Origin of the sequence: Bacillus timonensis (assembly GCF_000285535.1) — a bacterium.
GTDB classification, from domain to species: domain Bacteria; phylum Bacillota; class Bacilli; order Bacillales; family Bacillaceae_L; genus Ferdinandcohnia; species Ferdinandcohnia timonensis.
In genome coordinates this window covers 35480-53983 of record NZ_HE610992.1, presented here as the reverse complement: position 1 = coordinate 53983, position 18504 = coordinate 35480, and the positions used below count along the sequence as shown (strand labels likewise).

The following is an 18504-nucleotide window of genomic DNA, read 5'->3' as shown; positions in this document are numbered from 1 at the left end:
CAAAGAACTTTTTAATGTTTTATTATCGTTGCTCTCTCGAAGCAACTTTATAATAATATCATTATTTTTTTTGGAAGTCAATAACTTTTTTATCTTTTTTTATTTCGTTGCCACATCTCAGCGACAGGTATTTAATATACCACCTTATAACTTCGATGGCAAGACTTTTTGATAAAAAAATTATACTAGAAAAGTTTTTTAACACTACATAAAAAAAACAGAGTGGAATTCACTCTGTTTTTTAAATTATTTATGACGCATTTGTGGGAATAGCAATACGTCTCTTATAGATGGAGAATTTGTTAATAGCATTACAAGTCTATCCACGCCGATTCCTAACCCGCCTGTTGGTGGTAAACCGTATTCTAATGCTTCAACGAAATCTTCGTCCATCATGTGAGCCTCGTCATTTCCTTGCTCTCTTTCTTTAAGTTGTGCTTCAAATCTTTGACGTTGATCAATTGGGTCGTTTAATTCAGTGAATGCATTAGCATGTTCTCTTCCGACAATGAACAATTCAAAGCGATCTGTGAATCTAGGATCTTCCGGATTCTTTTTCGCGAGCGGTGAGATTTCTACTGGATGTCCATAGATGAAAGTCGGCTGAATAAGCTTATCCTCAATTTTTTGTTCAAAGAACTCGTTAACGATATGTCCGTATTGCATATTATCGTTAATTTCGACATTATGCTCTTTTGCAAGTTGTCTTGCTTCTTCTAAACTCATTTCTTTCCAGAAATCTGCTCCAACATACTCTTTAATTGCATCTACCATGTGGAGTCGTTTCCACTCTGGTTTTAACTCGATTTCGTCATCACCGTAAGTTATAGTTGTAGTTCCAAGCACTTCTTGAGCAATATGAGCAATCAAATTCTCTGTTAAGCTCATAATATCTTTATAGTCAGCATAAGCTTCATACAATTCAATCATTGTAAATTCAGGGTTATGTCTTGTTGAGACACCTTCATTACGGAATACTCTACCTATTTCATATACCTTTTCTAAACCACCTACGATTAGACGCTTAAGGTGTAGTTCAATCGCAATACGCATGTATAATGGGATATCTAAGGCATTATGGTGAGTAATGAACGGGCGTGCAGACGCACCACCAGGGATTGAATGCATCATAGGCGTTTCTACCTCTAAGTAGCCATGATCATCCAAATAGCGTCTCATCGCTCTGATAATTTTACTTCTTGTAATAAAGGTCTCTTTACTTTCAGGACTCATGATCAAGTCTAGATAACGTTGACGATAACGCTGTTCTACATCTTTTAATCCGTGGAACTTATCTGGTAGTGGACGTAATGCTTTTGATAAAAGTTCAAATGAAGTAACTTTTATAGAAAGCTCTCCTACTTTTGTTTTAAAAACAGTACCTGATACACCGACAATATCCCCTAAGTCAGCCATATTGAATACTTCATACTGTTCTTCTCCAACTGCATCAAGGCGTACATATAACTGAATTTGTCCAGTTAAGTCCTGTATATGGGTAAATCCAGCTTTCCCTTTACCACGTTTAGTCATAATACGTCCAGCAATGGTTACACTGATTTCCTTTTCATCCAACTGTTCTTTTGTAAATGCATCATACAAATCAATTAGCTCGCGTGTGCTATGTGTTCTCTCGAATCTCTTACCGAAAGGGTCTACTCCCATTTCACGCAATGTATGTAACTTTTCTCTTCTTACAATCAATTGGTCATTTAATTCCTCGTGATTCATTTTATCCACTCCTATTTTGTCACCAAATCTATAAAAAACGAATACTTATATCTTGTCCTATTCCAATATAAACGTAAAGCAGAAAAACTGCCAGCAATTAACTGGCAGTAGGTTACTTACGGGTATTATAGTGTAGTGAACTATTGATGTCAAACAACCTTCGCGCTGTTTTCTGCCTTTTTTTCCATTTCTTCTACGAAATTTTGTAAGTGTGTCACTAATTCATTTCGTGTATTACTTTCGTTGATCTCATTACGAATCTTTGCGTTGCCACGAATTCCTTTTAGGTACCATGCTGCATGTTTTCTGAATTCCCTTACCGCAATATGTTCATTCTTTAGGTTAATTAAACGATCCAAATGAAGTATAGACACATCTATTTTTTCTCTCACACTTGGTTCTTCGATTAGTTCACCAGATTCTAAATATTTGACTGTTTGATAAATCATCCATGGATTTCCTAGGGCTGCACGACCAATCATTACACCATCACAGCCGGTTTCATCAAGCATACGTCTGGCATCTTGTGGTGTTTTAATATCACCGTTTCCGATGACAGGAATATTTACAGATTGTTTTACCTGTTTAATTATATCCCAATTGGCTTGGCCTTCGTACATTTGCACACGTGTTCTTCCATGCAGGGCCACAGCTTGACCACCTGCACGTTCAACTGCTTGGGCATTTTGAATGGCAAAAATATGGTCTTCATCCCAGCCCATACGCATTTTTACAGTAACAGGCTTGTCTACTGCGTCAACTACAGCAGAGACCATTTCATAAATTTTGTTTGGGTCTAATAGCCATTTTGCACCTGCATCACATTTTGTAATTTTCGGTACTGGGCATCCCATATTAATATCAATAATATCAGCAGTCGTATTTTTGTCGACAAATTTTGCTGCTTCAACTAAAGTTTCTTTTTCTCCCCCAAAAATTTGAAGGCTTAGTGGTTTTTCTCGTTCATCTATATAGAGCATTCCCATTGTTCTTGCGTTTTTGAATAGGATTGCTTTATCACTTACCATTTCCGCGCAAACTAAACCCGCGCCAAATTCCTTAACCGTCAAACGGAACGCAGAGTTACACACCCCAGCCATCGGTGCAAGAACAACTTGGTTCTTCATTTCGATATCGCCTATCTTTAGCATGGTAACCCTCCTTCTTATTTCAATTTCTATCACTTAATCTACTTTTTTGGAATTAAGTCATCAAGTGGTACTTTTAGTATTTCTGCGACCTCTTGCAAAAATATTTTGCTAGGTACCCGTGTTCCCCTCTCTACTTCCCCAACAAGGGAAACCGATACCCCAAGGTCTTTTGCTAAACCCTCTTGAGTATACCCTTTTAATTTTCGAAAAGCACGAATACGTCTTCCCCACTTCTCCGCTTCCATAAACGCACACCTTCTCTGTCTTGTAATTCATCTAGTAGTAAGGATACTGGTTTCGGTACTGTTGGAATTTCAAGACCCTGGTCTATCTCAGCCAACGGTACCAAAACAAATGCCCGCTCTGTCATTCGGGGATGAGGAACAATAAGACGATCTGTTTCAATATTCTCGTGATTATAGAGCAAAATGTCAAGGTCTAGTGTTCTTGGACCCCATCTTATTTTCCTTTCCCTTCCAGATTGAAGCTCAATTGTCTGTAAAACCTGCAGTAAATCAACTGGTGATAAATTAGTTTTTACTTTAATTACCATATTTAAAAATTGGTTTTGATCTTCATATCCAACAGGATCTGTTTCATAAATAGAAGAAAAATCAGTAATCAAGACTTTTTCATCTTGAATAGCTTTTAACGCGGAGCACAAATAGTGTTCACGGTTCCCCAAATTTGTTCCTAAAGCGATATAAGCTGTATTATTCATGAAATCCGACTCCTTGTTATCTCCACTGCTACAGATTGGAGATGTCCAGGAATTGGCGGATCGGGTTTTATCACTTTTATCGTACAGCAGGTGACCAAGGAAAAATGCTTCAAAATTTCTGCTGCCATTTTTTCAGCAACTGCTTCCAATAGTTTATAAGGTTCGCCCTCAACAATTGCTTTACATAGATTGTAAAGTTCTCCGTAGTGAACTGAATAATCCAGATTATCAGTTTCCCCTGCTTGTTTGACATCCACTTCCACCATGAGGTCAACAAAAAATCGTTGTCCTAGCTTGGTTTCTTCTTGGAACACACCATGGTATCCGTAAAACTGCATCTGGTTAACAAAAATTTTATCCATTATTAAGCTTCTCCTTTACCAACAAGGACATCCATCATTTTAGCGAGTCTCGCGTTAACTTTAACATTGTGAACTCGAACGATATCACAGCCTTTTTGAATCCCAAGGCAGGTTGTTGCACCTGTTGCTTCATCTCGCTCCTGTGGCGGCAAGTCAAAGATGTGGCCAATAAAAGATTTTCTTGAAGTTCCAAGCAATATTGGATATCCCAGTTCTGAAAAACGATCTAGATGACGGATTGTTTCAATATTATCCTCAAGGGTTTTAGCAAAACCGACTCCTGGGTCTAAGATAATATTCTCATCTTTTACACCAGCATTTTTTGCAATTTCAATGCTTTCTTTCAAATCAATCAACATATCATCGATAAGATTCTTATAATTTTTGTTATATCTATTATGCATTAGGATAATAGGGACATTATAAGTGGCTGCAACACCTGCCATATTTGGGTCTGCTTTCGCACCCCAAATATCGTTTATGATATGCGCTCCTGCTTCAATCGCTTGCCTTGCTACCTCAGACTTATAGGTATCAATTGAAATTGGTACGTGAACTTCCTTTACCAAATCCTTGATGATTGGGACAACTCTTGCAATCTCTTCTTCATCAGTGATTCTTTCATGTCCCGGTCTCGTTGATTCACCACCAATGTCTATAATATCGGCTCCATCATCAACCATTTTTTTAGCGTGTCGAATAGCCGTATCCAGGTCTAAATAGGAGCCGCCATCTGAGAATGAGTCCGGTGTAATATTTAAAATTCCCATAATCATTGTCTTTTTTGTAAAATCTAATTGATACGGACCACATTTTATCGATGGTCTTCTTGTTCTGTTTTGGCCCATTTTCAAATCTCCTTTGTTCTGCATTTCATTTCATGTCCGATACTACTCATTTATGTACCGAAATAGGCTTATGTTAATAACCCTGCTTCACTTTATTTCCAATGAATTGTTTAATAACATTATTAATTAATTGTTTACCTGCTGTCGTCATAATGGATTCCGGATGGAATTGAACTCCTTCGATAGGATATTCCTTATGACGGATTGCCATAATTTCACCTTCAGCTGTTTCAGCCGATATTTCAAAACACTCTGGTAGTGTTTCTTTCTTTACGAGTAGTGAATGATAACGCGTAGCAGTAAATGGCTGTTCTAGTCCTAAAAAAATAGTTTTGCCATCATGTTTGATTTCAGATGTTTTCCCATGCATTAGCCTTTGTGCTTTGATTACATCTCCACCAAACGCTTGTGCAATAGATTGATGACCAAGACAAACACCAAAGATAGGTATACGTCCAGCAAAATATGAAATTGCCTCTAGACTAATTCCAGCCTCATTCGGTGTACAAGGTCCTGGTGAAATCATAATTAAATCCGGGTTTAATTCATCAATTTTCCGAACTGTGATTTCGTCGTTTCGCTTAACGACAATTTCTTCTCCTATTTCTCCCACATATTGCACTAAATTGAATGTAAACGAATCATAATTATCAATCATTACGATCATACTAGCTCACCTCATACTATAATTTTTTAAACTCTACTTCACTCAGCTCATAGCTTACATCTCTAGATCGTCTATTTTTATATTTTACATGAATTACTGGTACTGGTACACCTTCAATTAAAAAAAGAGTCTTATCCTAAAGGATAGACTCTTTTGATTTCAAGCAAACAAAAGTTACTATTATTGCTCGTCAAATTGATAAAGAACAGTACTTAAGTAACGCTCACCATTATCTGGGACAACCGCGAGAACCTTTTTGCCTTTACCTAATTTTTTCGCAACTTGTAGTGCTGCAAAGATAGCTGCACCTGAAGAAATTCCTACAAGGAATCCTTCTTCTTGACCTGTACGGCGTGCATACTCAATTGCTTCTTCATTTTTAACTGTAAATACTTCATCATAAACTTCTGTGTTTAGTACATTTGGTACGAAATTTGCACCTAAACCTTGAATTTTATGTGGTCCAGGTTTTCCACCAGAAAGAATCGGTGAATCAGCTGGTTCAACAGCTACAATTTTTATATTTGGATAGTTTTCTTTTAAAACAGGGCCAGCTCCAGTGATTGTTCCACCAGTACCAATACCTGCAACAAACGCGTCTAATTGGTCACCCATTTGCTCTACAATCTCTTTTCCTGTTGTTAAACGGTGAACTTCAGGATTAGCTGGATTATTGAATTGTTGTGGCATGAAATAGCCATGTTCTTTAACAAGTTCTTCGGCTTTATTAACGGCACCTTTCATCCCTTCAGAACCCGGTGTTAAAACTAGCTCTGCACCGTATGCACGTAATAAATTACGACGCTCCAAACTCATTGTATCTGGCATTACTAGGATTGCTTTATAACCTTTAGCTGCAGCAACCATCGCTAATCCGATACCAGTGTTTCCACTAGTAGGCTCAATGATTGTGTCACCTGGTTTTAATTGTCCGCTTTTCTCTGCTGCTTCAATCATTGCTAAAGCAATTCTGTCCTTTACACTGCTACCAGGGTTAAAGAATTCAAGCTTTACATAAACATCTGCACTATCTTCATCAACTAATTGATTTAGCCTTACAACTGGTGTTTGACCGATTAATTCATAGATTGAATTTGCTACTCTTGTCATGATTCCACCCTCAATCCCTACTATTTTTATTGGTTTTATCTACAATTTAACAATTCTTAATGTAAAAGTCAACGAATTTACCTGTAGTTAACTGTGAATTTTTTCTGTCATATTGCGTGTTTACGTAAGTACGTATCACTTTTTTAATAGGCTTTGAACCTCTTACTTTTTTTCAAAGAACCATTCTACACCAAGTTCTTTCCAGAATGGTTCAACAGAGATAGTTCCATTCATTTGATCTATGGCAATCTGACGCTTGATTTGATCTTTAACATCGTCATATGAATAGGTCACAGCATCAATTACTTCATGGAGAATAATGACCGCATATCCATTATCTACTTGAATCGGCTCACTCCACTCATTTGGTTTTAGCTTTTCAGCAACCTTTAGATAATTTTCAGGTGCATATCCATTATCCTCATTAACAAATCCAAGTTCTCCACCCCGATTTGCAGAAAACTCATCAATTGATTTCTCCATCGCAAGCGCCGAGAAGCTTGATCCGTTTCCTAATTCTTCTCTCACTTGGTCAGCCGCTTCTTTTGACTTAACAACAATATGAGAAATGTGATATGACTTTGGAATTTCATATAAATGTTTGTTTTCCTTATAAAAACGTTTCATATCTTCTTCAGGAATAACAGCATCCTTCGTTAAAAGTTCTTCTAATAAGATGCTTAACTCAATTTGCTCTTTCCAGTGCTCATCATTGATCTTCTCATGATCAATCGTATTATACATTGTCTTAATTAATGTTAATTCGCGGTCAACAGAGTCGTCAGTTAAAGCAATGTCATACTTTTTGGCCATTTGACGAACGACTTCTTCATCAATCATTTCCTCTAAAATTTGTTTCCCATATCTGTCCTCAAGTTCATTTAACCATTGTTGTCTTGTAATGGTTGCTTTCCCAATTGTCGCAACAACTTCTTCTTCGCCACTTGCGACTACAGGTTTAGTAACCTCAACCGTCTTTTCTCCAGTTTTATTAGTTGCAAAGTACGCAACCGACACACCGTTTGTAAGAATCAGTACAACAATAATCGACCACAATACCTTTTTATTCATTTTCCCATCTCCCACTACCTTACTTTGCTTGGTTTTTTAATTCTATTAACTCTTCTTTAGAAAAATGATATTTTTCGTTACAAAAATGGCATTGTGCTTCCGCTTTTCCGTCTTCCTCAATCATTGCCTCTATTTCATCAGTCCCCAGGCTAATAATCGCACTTTCAATTCGTTCTCTTGAACATGGACAAACAAAGGAAACCGGCATTTTTTCAAGGATTTTAAGATTGTCCTTACCGACGATTTCCCCCAAAATATCCTCAGGAGTAAGACCTTTTTCGATCATTTTTGAAATTGGCGGGATTTCTTGAAGTCTTTTTTCAATTTGTCCGATTGTGTCCTCATCCGTACCCGGCATAAGCTGGATTAGGAATCCACCCGCAGCTAAAATGGAGTTATCTGGGTTCACTAAAACCCCTACCCCAACGGATGATGGGGTTTGTTCAGAAGAAACGAGATAATAGGTAAAATCTTCTCCAAGCTCTCCTGATACAATCGGAACTTGACCGGAGAATTGATCCCTCATTCCAATATCTTTTACAATCGTTAAGGTACCGTCTGTTCCAACAGCTCGTCTTACATCAAGTTTGCCGTGTTCATTTAAATCAAAATGAGTTTGTGGGTTTGTCACATATCCTCTTACCTCACCTTTTGCATTGGTGTCGACAAGGATAATTCCGATTGGTCCGCCACCCTCAACTTTAATAGTAAGTTTGTCTTCACCCTTTAGGGTAGCTCCTAACATTACCCCTGCTGTCATTGTTCTACCAAGTGCCGCAGAAGCAGTAGGCCATGTATAATGACGTCTTTGTGCCTCGGCAACCGTTTCTGTAGAATTTATCGCATATGCTCGAACCTGACCATTATACGCTAACGCTTTAATTAAATAATCACTCATTTCAGTTCTCCTTTTCGTGTTATCGCCTGATGTTCAAACCCTTTTGTTTCTGTGTTACGTTTATAGATGAGTTGTAATCCCTTTAAGGTCAAAAATGGGTCAACTTCATCAATAGCTTTGGACTCCGTCGCAATTAGCGACGCTAGTCCACCGGTGGCAATTACCTTAGGCTTTTCAACTGCTTGTGCTTTGATACGGGCAACTATACCTTCAACTTGACCAACGTAACCAAATAAAATACCAGCCTGCATAGCACTTACTGTGTTTCTCCCAATTACACCGTCAGGACGTGCTATTTCAATTCTTGGCAACTTTGCAGCCCTTGAATACAAAGCTTCAGTTGAAATCGCAATACCAGGTGCAATCGCCCCTCCTATGTATTGACTTTTCTCATTTATGTAGCAGTATGTTGTGGCTGTACCAAAATCAACAATGATAAGCGGGCTTCCGTATATATGAATTCCCGCAACAGCATTGACAATCCGGTCAGCTCCAACTTCCTTTGGGTTATCGTATTTAATATTTAAGCCTGTCTTAATTCCCGGCCCCACGACCAAAGGTTTGATACCAAAATACTTAAGACACATTCGTTCCAGAGCAAACATTATCGGTGGAACGACAGAGGACATAATAATCCCATTGATATCGTTGAATGTTAATCCTTCATGTTCTAATAACGATTTTATAACGAGCCCATACTCATCTTCTGTTTTGTTTCGGCTGGTTTCAATCCTCCAATGATGTTTTAAGTCATCATTTTCAAATACCCCTAGAACCATATTTGTGTTTCCAACATCAAAAACAAAAATCATGAAGTACCCCCAACTTCCTAATCAACTTTACTCAGAAGAGGCTCATCCCCGGGTGAATAAAGTTCCTTAATGGAAACATCATACCACACCTAGTTTTTATTATTCCACAATTTAATGTTTACATGAAAAAGGTTTCATGATTACAAAAAAGGCGCCTACATTCGCGTGTAGACACCTTTTTCTTTACTCATCTTTATTCTTATTTTCGCTATCAGTTACTTCCTCTTCTTTTTTAGAGTTAATTGTAACTTTTACATCGTCTTTCGGTTTTTCTGCACTTTCAGAAGCTACTGGTCGATCAGGCAATTTTCCTTCTTCGAACAAGCTCTTAATTTGGGCAGCATCTAACGTTTCAATCTCAAGTAATGTTTCAGCGATAAGCTTAAGTTTATCTTGATTTTCTGTAAGAATTTGTCTCGCTTTCTCATAGCTTTCTTTAATAAAGCGTTGAATCTCGAGATCAATTTCGTGTGCAATTGCATCACTGTAGTTTTGCTCATTATGGATGTCGCGTCCTAAGAACACTTGACCACCTTGTGCTTGACCGAATTGAAGTGGACCTAATTTTTCACTCATTCCATATTCGGTTACCATTTTTCGAGCAATGCCTGTAGCACGTTGGAAGTCATTGTGAGCACCAGTACTTACTTCTCCAAATGTAATTTCCTCGGCTACACGGCCACCTAATAGACCAGTAATTTTATCTAGCAATTCTGGTTTTGTCATGAAGTAACGGTCTTCTTTTGGAAGCATTACCGCATAACCACCAGCTTGACCACGAGGGACAATAGTTACCTTATGAACCATATCAGCTTCATCAAGCACCATTCCAATTACAGTATGTCCGGCTTCATGGAATGCCACGATATTGCGTTCCTTTTTCGAAATAACACGATTCTTTTTCGCAGGACCTGCGATTACACGGTCTGATGCTTCATCTAAATCAGTCATATCGATTTTCTTCTTGTTTTGGCGAGCTGCAACAAGCGCAGCTTCATTTAATAAGTTTTCTAAGTCAGCACCAGAGAAACCTGGTGTTCTTGCTGCAATTGCTTTTAAGTCAACTGACTCATCAAGAGGCTTGTTACGTGCGTGAACTCGTAATACCGCTTCTCTTCCTTTAACATCTGGGCGATCAACTGTAATTTGACGGTCGAAACGTCCAGGACGTAAAAGGGCTGGATCTAGAATATCTGGACGGTTTGTTGCTGCAACGATGATAATCCCTTCATTTGCACCGAATCCGTCCATCTCAACTAGCAATTGGTTTAGGGTTTGTTCACGCTCATCGTGACCGCCCCCAAGACCTGCACCACGTTGACGACCAACAGCATCAATTTCATCTATAAAAATGATACAAGGCGCATTTTTCTTCGCGTTTTCAAATAAGTCACGTACACGTGAAGCACCGACCCCAACAAACATTTCTACGAAGTCAGAACCACTTATAGAGAAAAATGGAACTCCTGCTTCACCAGCACACGCACGGGCAAGCAAAGTTTTACCTGTACCTGGAGGTCCAACAAGAAGGATTCCTTTTGGTATTCTTGCACCTAACTCAGCAAATTTGCGTGGGTCTTTTAGGAACTCTACAACTTCAATAAGCTCTTGTTTTTCTTCATCTGCACCGGCAACATCTTTAAATTTAACCTTTTTCTTTTCTTCGCTATATAACTTTGCTTTACTCTTACCAAAGTTCATAACCCTACTTCCGCCACCTTGAGCTTGGTTAAGTAGGAAGAAGAATAAAATAAAGATAATAACAAATGGAATAATCGAGGTAAAGAAGGTTACCCAACCACTTGTTTCTTTTGCCTTTAGTACATCTACGTCAGCTGTTTTTGCAGCTTCATAAATCCGATCAACTTCTTTTTGACTACCTATGATATTTGTGACAAAAAATTTATCCTTATCATAGCTTTTTAACTGGCCTCTTACTTCAAAGACGCCTCTTTCGGGTTGTACCGTAATATTTTTTACATCCCCAGCTTCGAGATGTTCAACAAACTTGCCATATTTCATCACTTCCGGCTGGCCGTTGGCTCCTTGGAAGAAACTTACCACACCGATAATGACTAAAAATATGAGTAAATAGAATATGACGTTTCTAAAAATCCGATTCATCCCTTACCTCCTCCCACGGTGAACAAACTATAGTAAATAGTATCATAGATAATAATTGCTATTCAAATCATATACGTTTAACCTTCGAATAGGTTTCAAAAAAGTACAACAGGAAATCTATTCTGAATAAACTTCAGGTTTTAATACACCGATGTACGGTAAATTGCGATATTTCTCAGCATAGTCTAAACCATACCCAACAACAAACTCATCAGGGACAATAAATCCAACATAGTCTGCGTTAATATCGGCTTTTCTTCCAGTAGGCTTATCCAATAGTGTGACAATTTTAATGGATTTTGCTTTTCGATAACGGAATAATTCAACGATATAGCTTAGCGTAAGGCCACTATCGATAATATCCTCAATTACAAGGATATCCCTTCCTTCTACAGATGTGTCCAAGTCCTTGATAATTTTAACCTCTCCAGAAGAAACTGTTGAGTTACCATAACTTGATACATCCATAAAATCCATTTCCAAGTATGTATCCACTCTTTTTAACAAATCGCCCATAAAAGGCATTGCGCCTTTTAAAATTCCAATAGCTAAAGGAAATTTATCCTTATAGTCTTCTGTTAAAGTATTGCCTAATTCTTTAATTTTTTGCTGAATTTCTTCCTCACTAAATAGTACCTTCTCGATATCCTGCTTCATGCTTTTAAAGCCCCCTAAATCATTGCGTGTATTGTAGTACGATATAGTTTGATTTTGTTTTACTTGTTGCTTCATATGATGACTTTTTTAATCCTGGAAGCCACAAGACCTCTCCTTGTTCATCCTCTACAATCGGCCAAAGGTCACGCCGGTGAAGGGGAATTTTTTCATCAATGAAAATATCCTTCACTTTTTTCGATCCATTCATTCCTTTTACTGTCATTTTATCTCCCACTTTTCTAGTCCGGACAAAAATTGGCAAATGAATGGTATCTGGATCGATGACAAAACAATCATTTCCGACCAATGCTTGAGGATAATCCTTCCTTATCTGACTCTTTATCTCACTACCATCTTCAAGTTTGTATAGCCCGGGTGTATCAATACGAAATCGATAGGGGCTTGGCTTTTCCTTACAATCCTTATAAGTATATGTACAACTATCATAAGATTTCACAATTCGTAGACCCGCTGGAAAATGCAATTCTCCTGATGGATGATTACTTTCCAAAAAGGTTATCAAATTGTCAATATGTACGGCAGAAAGAGAATGAGGAAGCTCTTTGTAGAGATAGTTTAATATTAGTTGAATCCCTCTTCTTTGTAAAGATTTTGGCATTGCCAGAAAGGGGGATATTTCAATCTCTATATCGTTTTCTCCATTCCTTTTCATTACTTTATTCATTTTTTCAATTGTTAATTCATCTAAAACTTGATTATCTTCTGTAATGTACTGATTAAATCGCAAAAAATGTTCATGAACTGCTGGGTTTTCCTGTTTTAAAAAAGGAAGAACATGATGTCTAAATCGGTTTCTTGTATAGTCGTCTCTGTCATTGGATGGATCACGTTTTGGAACAAGACTCAATTCAAGACAATATTTTTCAATATCAGCTTTCGTAACTGCTAAAAAAGGTCGAATGATGGAACCGCATGAAAAGGGACGTTTTACCTGCATACCGGCATAGCCGATTCCCTTACTGCCACGGACTAAACGCATTAAAATAGTTTCAATTTGGTCATCTCCGTGGTGGCCAAGTGCTAAATATTCAGCTTTATACTTCCGCATAACGTCAGCAAAAAAATCATATCTCACTTCCCTTGCAGCTACTTGGGAGCTTATACTGTGTTCCTTTTTATAGGATGTCACATCAACTTGGATTGATTCAAAAGGAATCTGATATGATTCGCAAAATTCTCTTACATATAATAAATCCTCTTCTGATTCTTTCCCTCTAAACATATGGTCAACATGTGCAGCAATAAGTGTTGATTCCTTCTGTTGGTGAAATAAATAGTGAAGCAGAGCAAGGGAATCCGGACCTCCGGATACCCCTACTATTATTGTTGAGCCTTCTTTAATTAATTCATGTTTTTGAATAAACTGGTTTACCTTTTCAATCATTATTGGACCAATCCTTTTTACTTATCTAAAACGATAATTTTATCGTATCACTTTCCGGTTTATTTTTACAGAATTTGTCCATATAGATAAAGCAAATATCCAAGCGACACAAATAGGAGCAATAGTACTGTTTCAAGAACGCCACCTTTTTGTTTCTTCGGCTTTGGTTGTCTATTTGCTCTTGAAAAATTGGGACGAGATTTTGCTGTTCCGGTCTTAGTTTGTTGTTTTCTTGCTGTACGTGTTTTTTGTATAGTAGATTGATCTTTTTTTGCCTGGCTTAATTTCATGACTAAATCTCTACGCATTTCAGCCGCACGTTGATACTTCCCATCAATCGCTTGATAAAGCACCGAGTCAATTTTTCGTAAGGAATCCGTATTTGCAATGATTGATTTTAATTGTTTCACTGGCTCGTTTGTTCGGGTAAATCGATTTGGATATGCTACATTAATTAAAATCATCGCAACTGCAAATAAATCATAAGAGGCTTCTGCCTTTCTTGAACCTGCACCCCAATAGCCCCGATCAAAAAATTCAGTGAATTCCTTTATTGCCCTTCCCTGTATAGTCGTTCCGCCAACATCGATACAGCGTATCTTTGGAGGATTCCCACTAACAAGTAAATTATCAGGTTTTAAGTCTCCAAATACCCAGCCTTCCTGATGGAGCCGGTCCAAATCCGACAACAATTGCAAACAAAGAATCCCTGTCCACTCTTTTCCTCTTTTTTCAATAAAAGATAAAAAGCTTTCTCCACGAATGTATTCCATCACATAAAAGGAGATTGGACTTGCGACCCCCGGCCTAATCCAATCATCCACATCGATAAAAGAAGGCCCAAGGGCAGAGCCTTGAACCTTAGAAAAGTGTTTCAGCACATTTACTTCTGAAGTAATTGTCACGCCATTCCCGCTAATTTTTATAGCCACAGGACCGCTCATACTCTCTGCCAAATACACAATACCATTGGCACCTTGTCCTAAAGGTCTTACTACGCGATATGATTTTTTATGCCATTTTCCAGTAATGACAGTACCCGGGGAAACATTACATGCCTGACTCTTCGTAGTATTGTTCATCATCACGAGACAACAAACTCCTTAATGATCTTTTTTTCTTGAAGTAGGTAAGTGCTTCACGTATCGCCGGACCTGTTGGTGTGATTCCGCCTGTAGTAAGCTTTGGAAAAATACTAGATAAAGATTCTAATCTCGGGGTCCAATCTAATACTCTTTCTACTTCAACCTTTTTCCCTGGAAATACAAATACGGAAAATTGGTTATCTCCCATTCTCGCATTTAGGCTAATTGAGAGATCGAGCAAGGCCTCCTTTACAGTAGGTAATTTATGCTTCATACTCGCACTCGTATCGACTAAAACTAGAACCTCTAAATCAACGGTTTCACCAAGCTCATCTACAACTTCCATCACTTCTCCGCGTTTTTCTGGCGGGAGGTCTTCCATTGATGTCTTTGCTCCAAGAATCTGTTGCAGCTCTTTGTTGACCACTCCCTGAAGGGTTTGTGTCATAGCTTGCTTGGTCACCATTTGGACAGTTTGTGATAATTGAGTCGAATAGACAATTTGACTCACACCACCACCGGCTGAAGCCATTCCTTCTATTTCCTGCATTCCTTGTTCATCAATTGTATCTTGCTCAACTACACCAATGACATTAATCGTAACACCTTGCTCTCTAGCAAGTGCTGCCATTGCAATCGGATCTTCCCCTTGGTTTGAACAACCATCCGTAATTAATAGAATTTGCTTCAATGTGCCTTTTTGCACGTTTCATCCCCTCCTACTTAAGTTAGTAACAGGATGGACGAATTAGTAGATTTTTAAACCTCACTGATTTGTCAGATAGCTTTCCTTTTTGTCTTTTGATAACCGTAAGCAGGGATGGCTGCCCATTTCGGCGTATTATGTTTAATCTTTGTCACAACAACGGTCATATCATCTTCAATTTGCCCAGATCTTGTGCGTATTACCTCCTCCATTAACAAATCAGCAATCTCTTGAGGATCATTTGTTTGGATTTCCTTTATTTTTCGCTTCATCCACATATCATAGTTTTCAACATGCTTGGGGCCTTCGAAAATACCATCACTCATCATGATCAAAATATCGCCAGCTTTCAATTGCTCGTCGACTACCTCTACTTCAAAGTCCTCAATAATGCCCATCGGTAGATTACTTGCCTGTATCTTACTTATTTTATCTCCTCTCTTAATATAGCTTGGGGTAGAGCCAATTTTTAAGAACTTTGCACTTGCATCTTGAAGATCAATAACTGCTAAGTCCAGTGTTGAAAATATCTCATCTGTCGTTCGTAATGAAAGAATCGAGTTAACCGATTTAATAGCAACCTTCTCCTCAATGCCAGATTGGAGAATTTTCTTTAAAAGCTCTAAGGTTTCATTGCTTTCATAATGGGCACGCTCCCCATTTCCCATACCATCACTAATCGCAACTGCATGCTTTCCAACACCTAATTCAATCGTTGAAAAGCTATCACCTGACACAAGTCCGCCGCCCTTAGCAGCATGTGCAACACCCGTATCGATGACATAGGCTTTTGCTGAACCTAGTGTTACATGGCAATACCCATTTGGATAAGCAGAGCATTCTTCATTTTTAACAAGAATTGTCTCTTCAAGAATATCCGACAGCATTGGTGCAATTAATTTTTCACACTCCCCACTTCCATTACAATATGGAATACTGATTTCAATATCGACATTTCCTTGCTCTACACTATAAATTTCCACATGTCCAATTTGAATTCCAAACGACTGCAATGCATCTAGTATTTGTTCTTCCAATACATGATGATTCTCACCTTCACGTTGAATTTCCTTTGCAAAATCACTCATTACTTGAGAAACACCTAATAATTGGTCAGCTACTAGTTTTCTACTCTCCTTTACTTGTTTCTTTAGCTTTTGATTTGCTTGATAATATGTAAGCTCTTGTTCTATAGCATCAATTACCTTTTTAGAGCGTACACAATGTTTGTCCCAATCTCTCGTAAGCTTATGATTATAAACGAGAGAATTTGAATCACTTTCATGCATAATATCTATCATATAATCATATGTTTTATTAAAGTTCTTGGACCAACAGGCCTCCTTTTTAAAACAAGATTGACAAGTCTTTTCCGTTACATTGCTTAAAAACAGATCAATTTCTCGGTCTTTATCATCATCATCAACGGGATATCCGTATTCGGAAAAACTATTTGCCAATGCTTCAAACACCGTCGAAAACTGTGAGACACGATTGGCCGTAACATCACGAATTTTACGAAGATATTGCTGTTGTTCTGTACTATGTTCAGGCGTACCTGGAATGTTTTTTGCTATTTTGCTTATTAAAACCTTTGGTGTCAGTAAAAATAGAAGAATCGCTACTCCCGATTCATATAAAGTAGGAATAATTTGACTGGCTCCTTCTCCATAAAGGCCAATTAAAAGTGTTCCAACAATTAGTCCAAGTGCCACCCCCGCTTTTTTCCCTTCTTTTAATAGACCTCCTAGTAAACCCGAAAAAGCGAGAAGACTCATTTGGTACAAGCTAGTTACATTGGCAAGACTTAGAATCAAACCAGTCACAACCCCTACAGTTGACCCAATAGTTGCTCCTGCTACGAATGCAAACAAGAGGACAACATATCTTGAAAGGATATTTGAAATGGACATCTCATATACGAGCCAGCCCATTGTCCCTGTTAACACAGAGGCAATTAATATAATTAAACAAATAACTTCTTCTGTTTTAAAGGATTGTCTCCTTCGTTTCTCTGTTAACAATGGTACACTTTGAAGGAAAATCAAAGTTAATATAAAGGCTAATCCTGACCCTACTCCAACCATCACTCCATCGTGAATTGTGATAGATCCTTGTGTGACATAAAGAATTGCTACTTTTGCTAAGGCTGATGAGATGAGTACAAGGGTAGGTAGTACCTTAAGTAAATCGACTTTAAATCTTTGAAGAACTTTATAAATTACTAGAAACAAGGCAATAGATAGAAAAGTAAATACGGTTACATCGGCCGATAGAGTAAACGACCCTGCAATAACAGCTACCATCGCAAGCCCCGCTTTGCCTTTTTTCATCATAAAGACACTTGCGAAAAATGGTAATGCAAAGGGTGTTAATTCATTTAGGATTAGGGCTCGTCCTAATAAAAACCCGACAACTCCTAGTAAAAGCCCTTTTAGTAGAAATAGGTTTTCAAGTTTAGCTTGAAAACGCTGAAACCATTTGGACACTGTATCCTGAGTTTTTTCAATAGCTACCTCTGTAATAGGCCCACTCAGATTCCTTTCTATTCTTTCCATTTATAAACACTCCCCGTATTTAATAGTTGTTTGTAATTATACAGTTGCAGGGATTCATATTTTGTCAAAACAACAAGAGCGAAAAGAAAAAACATTCGACTGCTTGTCTAGTTTTCCAACAAAATAAATGTCATATGACAAATTTTAAGAGTGGGATTTGGTAGGTTTGCAAAGTTTTTCATAGATTTTGTGTACATATTGTGCGAATTTTTGTATTTTTCCCCTTCAATACAAAATATATTGACGAACGAATAGACAGAAGGTATTATATTACTTGTGCTTACTTACTAGAGTTTGAGACAAAGATTGTCGAACATAGTAATTTGCTTATTTATGTGTACGATCGAAACTAAATTTTTTCCTAAACATGGCGGTGTAGCTCAGCTGGCTAGAGCGTACGGTTCATACCCGTGAGGTCGGGGGTTCGATCCCCTCCGCCGCTACCATAAAATTTTGGCCCGTTGGTCAAGCGGTTAAGACACCGCCCTTTCACGGCGGTAACACGGGTTCGAATCCCGTACGGGTCATACGAAACAGTGCGAATTTCTTCGCACTGTTTTTTTATTTTCAAAAGCACAAAAAAAGCACCCACTAATTG

General features: G+C 38.0%; 17 protein-coding genes and 2 tRNA genes. 2 read left to right on the top strand and 17 right to left on the bottom strand.

Annotated elements, in window-relative coordinates:
• Nucleotides 1–246: 246 nt before the first annotated feature.
• From lysS to spoIIE, 17 genes are all read right to left on the bottom strand, one after another.
• Nucleotides 247–1731: a lysine--tRNA ligase gene (gene lysS / locus BTHG_RS23435; RefSeq protein ID WP_026021949.1), complete on the bottom strand. Its 1485-nt coding sequence runs from the start codon at nt 1729–1731 to the stop codon at nt 247–249.
• Nucleotides 1732–1880: 149 nt separating this feature from the next.
• Complete coding sequence (gene dusB / locus BTHG_RS23430) at nt 1881–2882, bottom strand: tRNA dihydrouridine synthase DusB (RefSeq protein WP_010285442.1); 1002 nt, start codon at nt 2880–2882, stop codon at nt 1881–1883.
• A 38-nt stretch (nt 2883–2920) separates the two neighbouring features.
• On the bottom strand, nt 2921–3127 hold the full coding sequence (locus BTHG_RS23425) for a helix-turn-helix domain-containing protein (RefSeq protein WP_010285440.1): 207 nt from the start codon (nt 3125–3127) through the stop codon (nt 2921–2923).
• Nucleotides 3079–3603 carry a 2-amino-4-hydroxy-6-hydroxymethyldihydropteridine diphosphokinase gene (gene folK / locus BTHG_RS23420; protein WP_010285437.1) on the bottom strand — a complete coding sequence of 175 codons (525 nt, stop codon included), beginning with the start codon at nt 3601–3603 and terminating at the stop codon, nt 3079–3081. Before folK ends, BTHG_RS23425 begins: the two co-directional genes overlap by 49 nt.
• Entirely contained in the window at nt 3600–3965 is a 366-nt protein-coding gene (folB, locus tag BTHG_RS23415; protein ID WP_010285434.1) for a dihydroneopterin aldolase, read from the bottom strand. The genes folK and folB overlap by 4 nt, the downstream gene beginning before the upstream one ends.
• Before the next feature lie 2 nt (nt 3966–3967).
• Nucleotides 3968–4813 carry a dihydropteroate synthase gene (gene folP / locus BTHG_RS23410; protein ID WP_010285432.1) on the bottom strand — a complete coding sequence of 282 codons (846 nt, stop codon included), beginning with the start codon at nt 4811–4813 and terminating at the stop codon, nt 3968–3970.
• A 73-nt stretch (nt 4814–4886) separates the two neighbouring features.
• Nucleotides 4887–5480: an aminodeoxychorismate/anthranilate synthase component II gene (gene pabA, locus BTHG_RS23405; RefSeq protein ID WP_010285430.1), complete on the bottom strand. Its 594-nt coding sequence runs from the start codon at nt 5478–5480 to the stop codon at nt 4887–4889.
• Nucleotides 5481–5660: 180 nt separating this feature from the next.
• Nucleotides 5661–6590 (bottom strand): cysteine synthase A, encoded by a 930-nt coding sequence (gene cysK, locus BTHG_RS23400; protein WP_010285428.1) that lies wholly within the window; start codon nt 6588–6590, stop codon nt 5661–5663.
• A gap of 162 nt (nt 6591–6752) precedes the next feature.
• On the bottom strand, nt 6753–7661 hold the full coding sequence (locus tag BTHG_RS23395; protein WP_010285427.1) for a peptidyl-prolyl cis-trans isomerase: 909 nt from the start codon (nt 7659–7661) through the stop codon (nt 6753–6755).
• A 19-nt stretch (nt 7662–7680) separates the two neighbouring features.
• A complete protein-coding gene (gene hslO / locus BTHG_RS23390) occupies nt 7681–8559 on the bottom strand; it encodes an Hsp33 family molecular chaperone HslO (RefSeq protein ID WP_010285424.1) in 879 nt (292 codons plus the stop codon).
• A complete protein-coding gene (locus BTHG_RS23385; protein ID WP_010285422.1) occupies nt 8556–9371 on the bottom strand; it encodes a type III pantothenate kinase in 816 nt (271 codons plus the stop codon). The genes hslO and BTHG_RS23385 overlap by 4 nt, the downstream gene beginning before the upstream one ends.
• Before the next feature lie 183 nt (nt 9372–9554).
• On the bottom strand, nt 9555–11495 hold the full coding sequence (gene ftsH / locus BTHG_RS23380; protein ID WP_010285420.1) for an ATP-dependent zinc metalloprotease FtsH: 1941 nt from the start codon (nt 11493–11495) through the stop codon (nt 9555–9557).
• A gap of 117 nt (nt 11496–11612) precedes the next feature.
• On the bottom strand, nt 11613–12152 hold the full coding sequence (hpt, locus tag BTHG_RS23375; RefSeq protein WP_010285416.1) for a hypoxanthine phosphoribosyltransferase: 540 nt from the start codon (nt 12150–12152) through the stop codon (nt 11613–11615).
• A gap of 19 nt (nt 12153–12171) precedes the next feature.
• Complete coding sequence (tilS, locus tag BTHG_RS23370) at nt 12172–13557, bottom strand: tRNA lysidine(34) synthetase TilS (protein ID WP_010285414.1); 1386 nt, start codon at nt 13555–13557, stop codon at nt 12172–12174.
• A 65-nt stretch (nt 13558–13622) separates the two neighbouring features.
• Nucleotides 13623–14642 (bottom strand): protein kinase domain-containing protein, encoded by a 1020-nt coding sequence (locus BTHG_RS23365; protein WP_010285412.1) that lies wholly within the window; start codon nt 14640–14642, stop codon nt 13623–13625.
• The gene (locus BTHG_RS23360; protein ID WP_010285410.1) at nt 14608–15348 is read right to left on the bottom strand and encodes a vWA domain-containing protein; all 741 of its coding nucleotides are present in this window, start codon (nt 15346–15348) and stop codon (nt 14608–14610) included. Before BTHG_RS23360 ends, BTHG_RS23365 begins: the two co-directional genes overlap by 35 nt.
• Before the next feature lie 71 nt (nt 15349–15419).
• Nucleotides 15420–17906 (bottom strand): stage II sporulation protein E, encoded by a 2487-nt coding sequence (spoIIE, locus tag BTHG_RS23355; protein WP_010285408.1) that lies wholly within the window; start codon nt 17904–17906, stop codon nt 15420–15422.
• A gap of 369 nt (nt 17907–18275) precedes the next feature.
• Here spoIIE and BTHG_RS23350 point away from each other — a divergent pair.
• A tRNA-Met gene (locus BTHG_RS23350) sits at nt 18276–18352 on the top strand.
• A gap of 9 nt (nt 18353–18361) precedes the next feature.
• Nucleotides 18362–18433, top strand: a tRNA-Glu gene (locus BTHG_RS23345).
• The last annotated feature ends 71 nt before the right edge of the window (nt 18434–18504 follow it).